The organism is Janthinobacterium rivuli (assembly GCF_029690045.1).
Taxonomy (GTDB): domain Bacteria; phylum Pseudomonadota; class Gammaproteobacteria; order Burkholderiales; family Burkholderiaceae_D; genus Janthinobacterium; species Janthinobacterium rivuli.
In genome coordinates, this window is sequence record NZ_CP121464.1 from 5,070,894 (window position 1) to 5,083,221 (window position 12,328).

Here is a 12,328-nt window from a genome sequence, read left to right on the forward strand (position 1 = left end):
TGGTTTGTCATATGGGGATGCTAAAATTCAAACATCTTTCCAGAGAGCAAAAGGACGCGCATGAACCCCAGCACCGAAACGACCCATGAAACCCCAGGCAGCGAGGATGCGCCGCAGGTGACGGAGACGGTCGTGACGGCGCCAGCACCCCTCCGGCTCGACAAGGAAGAGATACCCACGGTGTTGGGCAAGCTGCGCACCCTGGTGCAGGACAAGACGCGTTTCGAGCCGCACGACATCACGCCGCTGGACGAAGAAGACGTACTGCAGGAGTTTTCGCTGCAAGCAAACTACGCGCTCGAAGCGCGCTTCGAACAGCGCGTCATCAATGGCTATTTCACGCCGGCGGGCAACGACTGCCGCTGTGGCTCCCACGAGGTGGGAGCACTCGCTCACGCGCAGGAAAAGGAAAGACTGCGCCGCGCGGCCGGCAAGCTCGACAATGCCTTGCGCCAGGCAGGCCAGGCCTACAACGGCGTCGAAGCGGGCGTCTACCTGCCGCACGCCGTCAAGTACTGGCACCTGGACACCTGCAGCAACTGCACCGGCAAAGGCCGCATCGGCTGCCACACCTGTTATGGCGCGACGACGGAAACGTGCTGGAGCTGCCACGGCGGGCGCACCGTCAGCTGCGACGCGTATGGCTGCTACGGCAGCGGCAAGGTGTCGTGCTCGTATTGCAGCGGCAGCGGCACGGTGTCCGAGCAAGTCACCGATTACATCACGGTGCAAGTGCCCACTACCACCTACAGCAACGGCAGCTCACACACCAGCTACCACAGCGAAACGCGGCCCCAGTACCGCACCGAATACCGTAATTGCTACCATTGCAGCTTCGGCAAGGTCAGCTGCAACACCTGCCACGGTTCCGGCAGCATCAATTGCGGCACCTGCCGCGCCAGCGGCAAGGTCACGTGCCGCACCTGCAGCGGCGTGGGCGACCTGCGCTGCAACCCGTGCGACGGTTCCGGCAAGGTGGGCAAGGCGGCCTGGGTCGACGTGCACGTGGCGCCCGGCTACAGCGTCAGCCTGCCCAAGCAGGCCCCCGACGACGCGCGCCGCATCCGCGACAAGGAGAGCGTGCACTCACTGGCCGCCATTGCCAGCAGCCTGGGCCTGGCGAAAGTGAGCATTTACAATGAAGACCAGCCGCAGGAAGTCGACGCCCTGTATGCGGGCAAACTGCGCATCGTGCGCCTGGACGCATCGTGCAACGCCGAAAAGCACCACCTGGTGGCGTACGGCACGGATCTGCGCTGGCTGACCCTGGACGACATCGTGGAAAAGCTGCTGCGCGGCGACCTCAAGGCGCTCAGCGATGCGCTGGCCGGCAGCGCCGACGACGGCCTGTTCTCGGCCCACGTACAGGGTTTGCTCACGCCGCTGCGCGACGTGGCCGCCTCGGAACTGAATGCGGACGTGATTGAATCGGTGCTCAGCGGAGTAACCGACCACGCGCACGTCGACGTCGTCTCCGCCGACTATGCCAACAATGTGCGCACCTGCGTGCTGGGCGCCTTGCGCCAGGTCTACACGCGGCTGGCCAAGCAATTCTGGTGGAAAAGCGCGCTGGCCGCCCTGGCCGCCGCCATCGCCACCTGGTTTTTCGCGGGACGCGGTGCGGCCGCCGTCGCGGGCCTGCTCGTCACGGGCGCTGGCTACTGGCTGTTCAACCGCAAGGTGAAAGCCGTACTGAGCGAAGCGCTGGGCGGCGAGCAGCAAGCCGAACGGGCCATGGGCATCGCCGGCAAGGGCCGCCGCAACCAGCTGGCGCACGTGCTGATCCTCGCGCCCGCCAGCCTGGCCGTGCTGGCCGCCAGTTATGGCTTGCCCGTGCGCGTGCGCCCGGTGTCCGCGCCGCCGCAAGCGGCCATCGCGTCGGCGCCCGTCGCGCCCCATGCGCCAGCCGTCGTGCCGCAGGATGCGAGCAGCGCCAAGGCCGTCAAGCTGTATGAAAATGGCGACAAGATGCAGGCGCTGGCCATGCTGGAAAACCTGGTCGGCAAGGGCGACGCCGGTGCGTATGGCCTGTATGGCTGGATGCTGCTGATGGGCGAAGGCAAACCCGGCCCCGTCACGGCGCCAACGGCGCAGCAGCGCGCGGCGCGCCAGGTGGCCGCCAAGCCGCTGATCGGCAAGGGTCTCGTGAAGAACGACAGCTATGCGCTGACGGCGAAAGGCGTGATGCTGGCCGAAGGCTGGCAGGAACCGCGCAACATGGCGCGCGGCCTCGACCTGCTGAAACAGGCGGCCGGCAAGGGCAATGCGCAAGCCATGCACTTATTGGGCCTGTATCACGTGCGCGGCTACCAGATCCCCGTCAACCACAAGGAAGCGCGCAAATGGTTCACCCTCGCCGCCGACAAGGGCAGCGCGGGCGACATCTACAACCTGGGACTGATGGACTGGGAAGGGGCGGGACTGAAACGCCCCGACCGCGCCAGCGCCATGCAGCGCTGGAAAATCGCGGCCGCCATGGGCGAGGAACGCGCCATCAAGGCCGTCGCGCAAGGAAAACCTTAGGCGGCAGCAAGCGCCGCCAGCGCCTGCAGCGCCATCGGGTTCGGCGTCGGCTCGGCGATTTTCGTCAGCAGGTTGCGGTCCGTGTGGTGGAACGGTTCGTCCTTGCCGCGAATGAGCATGACCGTGTCTTCGTCGTAGCCCCAGGTGCCATCGGCGTGAATATCGACCTTGATCCGGTATTCGACGGTGGTGAACGCGTGTTCGAGGAAGGGGTTCGAGCAGATGCCGTAGGCCGTCGAATCGCGCTTGGCCACCAGCTCGAAACTGCTGGCGTCCGCCGTCGTCGTGCCGGACGCCATGGCGATCTGGCCGCGCGGGATGGCCAGGGTCTGGATCACGGCGCCCGTGGCCGGCTCCCACAGCCAGTAGCCGACCTGCTCATGATACGTCTTGACCTGGTCCGGCTTGGTGATGTGGATGTAGTAGCGCAAGCCGTAGAACAGTTGCGGGCCGTTGGTGACGGGGTCGATCGGCTGCAGTTCGATGCGCTCGACGAAGGCCTGCTTGCGCGGGCCGTCCGCTTTCGGCTTGACGTCCAGGCCGCGCGTACCCGTCCAGATGCCGGCCATGCCGGTCAAGGGGCCCAGGTTGTTCAGGGTGTGCACGTCGGCGGACGGCTCGGTGTAGATATCTTCGGGAAAATCGCTCATGCGGAAGTCTTCAAAATGGGGCAACAGTGCTTGCCGCCATTGTAAGACGCGCGCCGCCCGGCGGCAAAGCGCCCGCCGTCAGGGAAACTGCGTAGTGTGGCGCTCGATGAACAGCAAGGCCGCTGTCGCCAGCGCGGGGCGCTGCGTTTCAAACACGGCTTCATCGCGCGTTTGCAGCAGGTTGTCAGCCACCTCGGGCAGGTCCAATGCACCGGCGATGATCGCCGCCACCGCGTCGATATTCGCGTACAGGGCGCTGTCGAAACCTTCCCAGTCCACATAGGCCAGCCACTCGGCCAGCAGCACCATGCCTGCGACGGGCGGCGCCAGGGCCGCGATGCGATCAAGGCGCAATACGCTGTCGCTGCGGATGCCTTCCTGCTGCAGCACGGCCAGCGCCACGTGCTGCAGCGCGTCTTCCGGATCGCGCCCGTATTTGTTCAGCAGGCGCTGCGTCAGCGTGTAGCGTTCGGCGTCGATGCCGCGCAGGGCGGCCGCCACGTCGTCGTCATGCAGCGCCAGGTGGCGCGCCGCGCAAGCGACATCCACGCCGGCTTTCGCGGCGACGATATCGGTGAGCTGCTGCCGGTGCGCCTCATCCATGCTTACACCAGCGGCTCGGTCGAACCGGTCAGGGTGAAGATTTCAAAACCCGTTTCCGTCACGGCCAGCGAGTGCTCGAACTGCGCCGACAGCGAACGGTCTTTCGTCACCGTCGTCCATTTGTCAGGCAAGACCTTAACCTGGTAGCTGCCCACGTTGAGCATCGGCTCGATGGTAAAAATCATGCCCGGCTCCAGCACGATGCCCGTGCCGGCGCGGCCATAGTGCAGCACTTGCGGCGTGTCGTGGAAGACCTGGCCCACGCCATGGCCGCAGAAGTCGCGCACGGAGGAAAAGCCCTGCGCCTTGGCCACCGCTTCGATGGCGGCGCCCACGTCGCCCAAAGTCGCCCCCGGACGCACAGTGTGGATGCCGGCCATCATGGCGTCATACGCCGTGTTGACGAGGCGGTTGGCCAGGATGGAGACGGCGCCCACCTTGAAGGTGCGGCTGGTGTCGCCGAACCAGCCCTGGAACTTCGGCGTCACGTCGATGTTGAGGATGTCGCCCACTTTGAGGATCTTGGTCTCGGACGGGATGCCGTGCGTGACCACGTGATTGACGGAGATGCAGCTGGCGTGCTTGTAGCCGTGGTAGTCGATGGTGCCCGGAATGGCGCCGGCGGCGCGCATGAATTCTTCGCACAGGGCGTCGAGTTTGGCCGTCGACACGCCCGGTTTCACGAAAGGCGCGATGTAGTCGAGCGTGTCGGCGGCGATACGGCCGGCCGCGCGCATGCCGATGAAACCTTCTTCGTCGTGCAGGGGGATTTTCTTGCCGTGTTCAAGCTGGGTGGAATAGCGCATGGTTTTCTTCTTGGTTAGTGTGTGTGGTGTGGGCGGCCCAGCCGCGCACGGCGTCGTGCGAGGCACGCAGCATGGCGTCGACGCTGGCCGGTATCGGCCGCTCCTGGGTCAGGTAAGGCTTGACGACAGCCACGGGGGCGTCGATCAGCACGAATTTGAGCAGCATGTGATCGATGTCCAGCTCCGTGGTGGCGGGCATGGCTTCGGCACAGCGGACAAAGCAGGCATCGAGCGCGGCCTGCTCTTCTTCCACGGCGGCCAGCAATTCCTCGCTGAGACCACTGCTGAAATCAGGGCTGTCCGCGCATTGCAGCAGGAAGCGCGCATACACGGGCTTGCGCCGGCACCAGTCCAGCAAGCCATGCACGCCGGCCCAGGTGTCGCCACCGAGCCAGCGGCTGGCCACTTCCTCGCGGAAGTCGCTTTTCACGCGCAGCCACGCGCGCGCCAGGATGGCGTTGCGCGAATCGAAGCGGTGATACACGGAGCCGATGGGGGCACCGGCCTTGACGGCGATGGCGGCCATCGACACGGCGCCCACGCCGCACTGGGCGGCGACGGCGATCGCGCTGTCGATGAAGTTGTTTTCGTTGAATTTTGCGAGTCTGACCATTCAAATAGAATACAGATTCTATTTGAATCCGTCAAGCGGCCCCAGATGCGCCGACAAGAGTTGCCCCGCTGCCTTACAATGGTATGCACGAACCGCTACAAGGAGAATCCGCTTGCTTACGCCCCCCTTCATCGCCTCCTCCCGCTTCGACGATCCACGCCTGGCGTTGGAACAAGTGCAAGCCATTTACCGCAGCAGCATCGAACACTTGCGCGATGCGCTGCAGCGCTTTGTCGCCGGCGAAGACATGCACGAGCGCGTGCGCGCCTGCTACCCCTTCGTGCGCATCCAGACGGACACCGTGGCGCGCGCCGACTCGCCGCTGGCCTACGGTTTTGTCGCCGGTCCCGGCGTGTTTGAAACCACCCTGACGCGCCCCGACCTGTTTGGCGATTACTACCTGGACCAATTCACCCTGCTGCTGAAAAACCATAACAGCGGCCAGAAGGTGCACCTGGAAGTGGGCGTCAGCGCCCAGCCCATCCCCGTGCATTTCTCCTTCGCCGAGCATGACCATATCGAAGGCAATATGGATGCGGGCCGCCGCCTGGCCATGCGCGACCTGTTCGACCTGCCCGACCTGTCGGCCATGGACGACGGCATCGCCAACGGCACGCACGAACCGGCGCATGGCGAAGCGCAGCCGCTGTCGCTGTTCACGGGCCCGCGCGTCGATTATTCGCTGCAGCGCCTGCGCCATTACAGCGGCACCTCGCCGCAGCACTTCCAGAACTTCGTCCTGTTCACCAACTACCAGTTCTACATCGACGAATTCATCCGCCTGGGCCACGCCATGATGGACCGCGCGCCCGACGCCGCCGCGCCCTCGGACGACGACGGCTACATCGCCTTTGTCGAACCGGGCAACGTCGTCACGCGCCGGGTCGGCCAGACGGTCGAGAGCGAGGATGCGCTGGGCGCCGCGCCGCCGCGCCTGCCGCAGATGCCCGCCTACCATTTGCTGCGCGCAGACGGCAGCGGCATCACCATGGTCAATATCGGCGTCGGTCCCGCCAACGCGAAAACTATCACCGACCATATCGCCGTGCTGCGTCCGCATGCCTGGCTGATGCTCGGTCATTGCGCCGGCTTGCGCACCACGCAAAGCCTGGGCGACTACGTGCTGGCGCATGCGTATGTGCGCGAAGACCACGTGCTCGACGAAGACTTGCCGCTGTGGGTGCCGATCCCTCCGCTGGCGGAAATCCAGCAGGCGCTGCAAACAGCCGTGGCGGAAATCACCCAGCTGACCGGGCATGATCTGAAACACATCATGCGCACGGGGACCGTGGCCAGCACCGACAACCGCAACTGGGAACTGCTGCCGCAGCGCACACCGGAGCGCCGTTTCAGCCAGAGCCGCGCCATCGCGCTGGACATGGAAAGTGCGACGATTGCCGCCAATGGCTTCCGCTTCCGCGTCCCTTACGGCACCTTGCTGTGCGTCAGCGACAAGCCGCTGCACGGCGAAATCAAGCTGCCCGGCATGGCCAACCACTTCTACCGTGAACGGGTCGACCAGCACCTGCGCATCGGCATCCGCGCCGTGGAACTGCTGCGCCGCCAGGGCGTGGACCGACTGCACAGCCGCAAATTGCGCAGCTTTGCGGAAGTGGCGTTTCAATAGGAAGAAATAGCAAGCCGCCGCAAAAAGCGGCGGCTTGCAGAACAACGATCAAGGGCGGAAGCCAGTGCACGTTAACTGTCTAAGACAGGTACGATACCGAAGAGAATCGACTGCTAATGTCTCCACCGGTCCATCCGTCTTCCTGCCACGTCATGGCAGTCCGACGGCCGTCTGCGCACATTAAAGCGCGGCGCAAATATCAAGATTGATTTTGACGAATTCGCCCCATGTAAATTGCGTCGATAAATGTTGGAGGTAATACTCCTCGACGCGGCAGACAAGAGGCCGATCAGCATAGATCAAACATTGCTTGCCAGCCTCATCATAGTTGCGGCATACCCCATCCCCCCGGTCCAGCCACGCTGTTTCGGCGCTCTGATGCACACGGCTACAGCACTTTCCACAGCCGCTACAAGGAAACGCTTGCCGATCAGAAGAAGGCATCAGGCATCCGATACCTGTTGCTGAATTGCCAGCAATTGTCCAAGACGCTGGCTATTGGCTTGCTCGGTTTCATTGAAGCCATGACGCAGCATTTCAACCTGTGCGGCGATATTGGTAAAAAATTTCTCTACTTCCTTTGTCATCGCTTCGCGCATGGACATTTCGAAACCATCCGCCAGCTCCAGCGCAAAGTCGTCTATTTGCTGTATCGCACGCTCGTTGGCCTGCTGCTGTTCAGCATGCTGCTTACGCAAACTCTCTTCCTCGGGGTCCTTCGAAAACAGGCTGTACAACGTTTCCCCTACGGTGTACACAATGCCGACGTAGGGTATCCATTTTGAAGTCAGCTGCGCGGCCCATTTCTCCATGGTCTTGGCGCCGATTCCCTTCATCAGGGTCGGCATTACGTCCTTCACCAGCTTCAAGCCGCTAACGATATGTTCTGGCTTGGCCAGCGAGCCAATCTGATGCACGGCGCCCTTCAGCGCAGCGCTGTCAAAGCTACTGGCCGACGCCATTGCATCGTATTCCGGCCCTCCGCCAGCAGCGTCTATGTCGGGCAATTTCACCGTCTGCTGCGCAAGTACCAGGTGTGGCAATGCCGATTGCACTTCATCAATTTCATTTTCGATCGTGGCAACAAAAGCCTGCACTTCATACGTCAATGTTGTACAAACATCCTCCGCAGCCTGCATCATCATCTTCTCGATCTGCGTCTGGCAATCGTCTGGCGAAGTACGAATGCAAGCTTTGCTCTTGTCATGGATTCTTTGGCGCTGGCGGCTCAATTCACGTGCCATGCTGTGTGCCAGCCGCGACTTCTCCAGACCTACATTGCGTAGCAACTTATCATACTTTCTACCTGCGCCCGATTGCGCGCGGCCTTGCAGCAATTGCACATATTCTTGCAAAAACTGGCTCAATTGCAGCTTCAGGCGCCCGTAGATTTCATCGGACGAGATATTCTGCAGGAAAGCAATCAACTGCTTTTCAAGCATGGGCAAACCACTCAACTCCACCAGTTTGGGCTGCTCGTTCAAATAGCCTTGCAATGCCCTCTTGGCATTGATCTTGACCATCGGAATGTCTTTCAATACATCGACGAGGCAACGCGCGGCAGCCAGTTCCTGCAGGCGCAGGCGTGTCTGATCCTTCAGACGGATGTAATCATTCTCTGGCAATGGTTTCTTTTCATTGAAGACCAGGAAAACCTGTTTTCCCTCCTGCACCAGATCCATCAACACCTGCAAGGTTTTTAACTCTTCCGCAGTACCTAGTGGATCAACGACAAAAATAACGACATCAGCCTTGAGCATGTGTTCCCGCGTCACATTCTCGTGTTCAATCGGCGCGTCGACACCAGGCGTATCGAGAATGTCATATGTACGCCACGGATAGGCCGATACGCGATCAGTCAAAGGTACATCATCGGTAGCCGCCACTTCCTTGCCAAGCAAGGCATTGATCAAGGTGCTCTTGCCGGCATTGTAAACGCCATAAATCATGATCACGGCATCGGCTTTTTTCTTTTTCTCTTCGAATATATGTGCAATCGGGCCAAACTTTTCCAGCAGCTCACCCTGATCATTGACAAAAGCTTGCGCATCCTCGTAGGCCGATAATAATTGCTGTGTATTGATTACCATATTCGCTCTTTCAATTCATTTTGGTTTGATGCAGCAGTTTCTGCACTTGCTTGTCGAACGTAGCAATTTCGCCGGTCAAACCAGCGAGAATTTGCTCCACATCGCGATCCATCAAATGCCATAGGCGTGCGGCACTGGTGCGCATACATTCCTGCAATGCCTGGTTTGCGCTTGCCAGCGCCTTGTGGCGAATGTCCAGCCAATTATCACCGACAGTAATGACGATTTCGTCATATTGCGTACTGGCACTGTCACCCATCGCTCCGCCCACCCCACCGGCCAGGCTGGCGCCAATTGCCGCGCCGGCGGGACCACCGAGAAGAAAGCCTGTCAGACCACCTAAGGCCGTACCAATCAAGGTATTGCGCTTGCGTGTGCCGCTGCGCACCTTGGCGACCTTTTCAGTGGCTGTTTCAAGCTCAAAATCATGCAAGCGCACCAGCTCACTGTTGCTATACGTGGCATGCACTGCTTCATCGAAGCCACTCAAGACTTCGCTGAATATCCGGCCAAGCTGCTCAGCTGCAATTTCCTGGTAGCGGACATTGAGCGCCGCCTGGAAAGCGGCTAGCTGCCGCCTCATGTCAGCGGCGTCATCACGCGCTCTGGCCCCCGTCTCAAAAAAATCGTCGATAAAGACGGCAAGCGCACTTTGTCCCTGCTGAATGCAGACATTCAGGCTATTCGACGACTTCGCCTTCAGATCTGTGAGCGGTTGCCGAAATCCGTCAATCAAGGCCTGGTAAGGTTGCAGGTCGTCGCTGCAACTTTGCAGGAAGTTCGAGAGATTGTTCAGTGGGGTACGGTGCTTGATGCGCAAGCCTTCCGACAGGCAAAGATCCGACAGCGCCCCGCACACATCACCCATGCCGCTGTCTTTGTAGGCATCCGCATCGTCGGCATGCAATTGCGCATAGCGGGCGGAAAAGGAAATGATGCCAACGTCCTCGAGTGACTGCCCGGGGTAGTTTTTTTCCAAGGCATCACGTACATAAGTACGCTGGCGCATCCGTCGATCCTCGTCCTTCATGACCCACGTCTGGACCAGGGATTCACCATCGTCGCCGAGTTCCTCCTCCATGTCGTCACTACCAGTCAACAGCAACAGTATTCTTTTCCCCTTGCCCAACAAATGGGCAATTTCAACGAGATCGCTTTCACGTCCAGCGGAATCTGACTTGATCGTATAGAGAATGAGATCCGCATGTTCCACATAATCACGGGCCAGCTGCTCGTTCTGTATATTGAGCGAATGCATGCCAGGCGAGTCGACCCACGTCAGTCCCGGCAATGAGAAACCCTGAATGGAACTGGTGGCTTCGGTGGCGCCTACACGGAACTCGCGACGCAATTCAGCTTCTTTCTCACCGTCACCTCCAGCGACATCGGATTTCGCGTGCGAAAAAAAGCGTGGTTTTAGCGTATCTGCTACGAGATCCTTCTGTTCATCCGAAGGATCGGTGTCGCCCCACGCCATGTAATTGCCCAGCGAGCTTTTTCCCGACTTGACCTTGCCATTAACAAACACCAATAGGGAATCTTCAAAGTGGGCGCGAAAGGCAATTCCTTTTTCACGTCCCGCTACCTTGGCATCCCACGCGACACTGGTACGTTCCATCAGGTCAATAAACGCCATCACTTCTTCGCGAACGGGATTGTTTTCCGGCAAGCGCTTGCGAGTGGCATGCAAATCGCGGGAGATGCGCGTAATAAAATCACGACGGACTGCTTCGAATGCCGCCTCCACGTCCCGCGCATGTTGCAAAGAACCATCAAAACTATGTTTCAAGCTATCGAAGGAGTCGATCAGTTGCCGACGATTACGGGAAGTTTTTACTGCCGTTTTAGACATTTGACTACCTTAAGAATGGGTCGCCATCGACAGCGACGCCTCATATTCGAATTTGCGGATCTCATGCTTGAGCTTGATCAACTCTTCCTGTTCATATGCGAGCACCTCCAGGTTGGCAAGCGTGCGTGCAAGCGCTACGCCTCCCTCCAGGCGCACTGCATACACAGCAGCATAGAAATCCAGATTTTGTATCGTCGCATTCAAGTCTTCATCGGCGTCCAGCGAACGACGCAACAAATCTTCCACCTGCTTGTCCGGACTGACTGCAACGGGGGCCAAGCGATAACCAGATGCGGTCAGACGCGCTTTGAAAGACTCCTGACCAATCGCACTGGTTCTGACCCAGTCCTGCATCGAGTCAGCCAAATTACGGCCAATGTCCAAACCTTCATGCTGAAACAGGGCTCGGGCATCCGCCTGTCGTTTCGTCTTTTCTTCCCTCTCACGCTTTTCGGCCGCGATCTCATGGCGGCGGCGCTCCTCTGCCGTATTGCGACTATCGCTGCTACCGGACGAAGAGCTCGACTCGCTGCTTCCGCTCTTGACTGCCGTCGCGATTGCCCCCACTGCGCCCACGATCGCGGCGCCTATTAACCATGGCAGTGCCATTTCTGCTCCTCAAGTGCTAAATTCGTTCGAAAAATGATGCCTTGGTATCGAGAAAAGCGCGCAATTGCCCGATTTGCTGATTAAAGCCAATAAAACCCTGACTAATTTGCGCTTGCAGGTGCAATTTTTCGCCATGCAATTTCTGCTCCGCCAGCCCTATCGCATCGAGCAAGGTGCTCACTTCGTCCTGCATGCGCCGCCGACGTGAAGACATTGCTTTTGCAGCAAGGCTCTCCAGATGAACAAGAAGTTCAGGAATGCTGCTGCGCTCCACCAACACCTCTTGACTCTTGAGTTTTCCTGCTCGATACCGACTATTTGACACCTTGAAAATGCTTGGCAAAAAATTCAATTCCGATTCACACTGTTCACCGATACGGCGCGCAATCGCATCGATTTTCATCGCATCTTCCTTGTCCATTTTTGTTAATACGATAACAATATGCTTGGATGCGTGTTCACCGAACGATGAAACCAACGTTTGCAGAAAGCTGATTTCATTTGCTTCCAACTCACCCTGAGGCTGATGAACAAACAATACGATATCGGCCTGACGTACTCCCGATGCGGCTTGAGTATCATCTTGATGATTCGCATCGAGGCCGGGAGTGTCGATGAAAATGCACCGTTCCCCGTCGAATTCCTTGTTTTCTGTCGTCTCGCGAATATCATTGGTCTTAAAAAACTCCACTTCAATATTGTTCGTTAACATATTCAACAATGAACTTTTACCGGAGTTCATCAGGCCATAGGCGACATAAACAGGCTTGAGATGATTTCTTTTTGCTGCGATTTCTTCGAACTGATGTCGAAAGTAAAACTTATCCATGAATAAAAATCCCAGGCTGATATACCTACAATGACAACATATATTGCAATTTAGAAATCAGGCAGTGTAAAGGATATTGCCCTCAAGAATCTCACCAATAATCACCATCAGACTACATTCCTCCAT

Annotated in this window: 11 protein-coding genes; 2 read left to right on the forward strand and 9 right to left on the reverse strand. The window is 59.0% G+C overall.

Features of this window, described 5'->3' with window-relative positions:
• Window positions 1–60: 60 nt before the first annotated feature.
• Window positions 61–2,523, forward strand: a complete 2,463-nt coding sequence (locus tag P9875_RS23000; protein WP_278316700.1) for a hypothetical protein — start codon at window positions 61–63, stop codon at window positions 2,521–2,523.
• Here the strand turns inward: P9875_RS23000 and P9875_RS23005 are convergent.
• The 4 genes from P9875_RS23005 to P9875_RS23020 all read right to left on the reverse strand — a co-directional run bounded on the left by P9875_RS23005 (window position 2,520) and on the right by P9875_RS23020 (window position 5,195).
• The gene (locus P9875_RS23005; RefSeq protein WP_278316701.1) at window positions 2,520–3,173 is read right to left on the reverse strand and encodes an FABP family protein; all 654 of its coding nucleotides are present in this window, start codon (window positions 3,171–3,173) and stop codon (window positions 2,520–2,522) included. The two genes, P9875_RS23000 and P9875_RS23005, sit on opposite strands and share 4 nt — an antisense overlap.
• Before the next feature lie 78 nt (window positions 3,174–3,251).
• Window positions 3,252–3,776 (reverse strand): hypothetical protein, encoded by a 525-nt coding sequence (locus P9875_RS23010; RefSeq protein ID WP_278316702.1) that lies wholly within the window; start codon window positions 3,774–3,776, stop codon window positions 3,252–3,254.
• A gap of 2 nt (window positions 3,777–3,778) precedes the next feature.
• Complete coding sequence (map, locus tag P9875_RS23015) at window positions 3,779–4,582, reverse strand: type I methionyl aminopeptidase (RefSeq protein WP_100874007.1); 804 nt, start codon at window positions 4,580–4,582, stop codon at window positions 3,779–3,781.
• On the reverse strand, window positions 4,560–5,195 hold the full coding sequence (locus P9875_RS23020; protein ID WP_278316703.1) for a TetR/AcrR family transcriptional regulator: 636 nt from the start codon (window positions 5,193–5,195) through the stop codon (window positions 4,560–4,562). The genes map and P9875_RS23020 overlap by 23 nt, the downstream gene beginning before the upstream one ends.
• Before the next feature lie 112 nt (window positions 5,196–5,307).
• Between P9875_RS23020 and P9875_RS23025 the strand changes: the two genes are divergently transcribed.
• On the forward strand, window positions 5,308–6,822 hold the full coding sequence (locus P9875_RS23025; RefSeq protein WP_034750639.1) for an AMP nucleosidase: 1,515 nt from the start codon (window positions 5,308–5,310) through the stop codon (window positions 6,820–6,822).
• 180 nt (window positions 6,823–7,002) lie between these two features.
• Here the strand turns inward: P9875_RS23025 and P9875_RS23030 are convergent, their stop codons facing one another.
• Genes P9875_RS23030 through P9875_RS23050 form a run of 5 tightly spaced genes read right to left on the reverse strand, consistent with a single transcriptional unit; the run spans window position 7,003 to window position 12,202 of the window.
• Entirely contained in the window at window positions 7,003–7,266 is a 264-nt protein-coding gene (locus tag P9875_RS23030; RefSeq protein ID WP_278316704.1) for a YkgJ family cysteine cluster protein, read from the reverse strand.
• Window positions 7,266–8,912 carry a GTPase gene (locus P9875_RS23035; protein ID WP_278316705.1) on the reverse strand — a complete coding sequence of 549 codons (1,647 nt, stop codon included), beginning with the start codon at window positions 8,910–8,912 and terminating at the stop codon, window positions 7,266–7,268. The genes P9875_RS23030 and P9875_RS23035 overlap by 1 nt, the downstream gene beginning before the upstream one ends.
• Window positions 8,913–8,922: 10 nt before the next feature.
• Entirely contained in the window at window positions 8,923–10,764 is a 1,842-nt protein-coding gene (locus P9875_RS23040) for a dynamin family protein (RefSeq protein ID WP_278316706.1), read from the reverse strand.
• Window positions 10,765–10,773: 9 nt separating this feature from the next.
• Window positions 10,774–11,373, reverse strand: coding sequence for a hypothetical protein (locus P9875_RS23045; RefSeq protein WP_035821118.1), 600 nt, complete (start codon window positions 11,371–11,373; stop codon window positions 10,774–10,776).
• Between the two features lie 16 nt (window positions 11,374–11,389).
• Window positions 11,390–12,202 (reverse strand): GTPase, encoded by an 813-nt coding sequence (locus P9875_RS23050; protein WP_081922545.1) that lies wholly within the window; start codon window positions 12,200–12,202, stop codon window positions 11,390–11,392.
• Between the last annotated feature and the right edge of the window lie 126 nt (window positions 12,203–12,328).

Excerpts from the sequence above, each read along its gene's own strand:
- P9875_RS23000 (WP_278316700.1), top strand. The coding sequence starts at position 61 with ATGAACCCCAGCACCGAAACGACCCATGAAACCCCAGGCAGCGAGGAT.
- P9875_RS23005 (WP_278316701.1), bottom strand. The coding sequence starts at position 3,173 with ATGAGCGATTTTCCCGAAGATATCTACACCGAGCCGTCCGCCGACGTG.
- P9875_RS23010 (WP_278316702.1), bottom strand. The coding sequence starts at position 3,776 with ATGGATGAGGCGCACCGGCAGCAGCTCACCGATATCGTCGCCGCGAAA.
- map (WP_100874007.1), bottom strand. The coding sequence starts at position 4,582 with ATGCGCTATTCCACCCAGCTTGAACACGGCAAGAAAATCCCCCTGCAC.
- P9875_RS23020 (WP_278316703.1), bottom strand. The coding sequence starts at position 5,195 with ATGGTCAGACTCGCAAAATTCAACGAAAACAACTTCATCGACAGCGCG.
- P9875_RS23030 (WP_278316704.1), bottom strand. The coding sequence starts at position 7,266 with ATGCCTTCTTCTGATCGGCAAGCGTTTCCTTGTAGCGGCTGTGGAAAG.
- P9875_RS23035 (WP_278316705.1), bottom strand. The coding sequence starts at position 8,912 with ATGGTAATCAATACACAGCAATTATTATCGGCCTACGAGGATGCGCAA.
- P9875_RS23040 (WP_278316706.1), bottom strand. The coding sequence starts at position 10,764 with ATGTCTAAAACGGCAGTAAAAACTTCCCGTAATCGTCGGCAACTGATC.
- P9875_RS23045 (WP_035821118.1), bottom strand. The coding sequence starts at position 11,373 with ATGGCACTGCCATGGTTAATAGGCGCCGCGATCGTGGGCGCAGTGGGG.
- P9875_RS23050 (WP_081922545.1), bottom strand. The coding sequence starts at position 12,202 with ATGGATAAGTTTTACTTTCGACATCAGTTCGAAGAAATCGCAGCAAAA.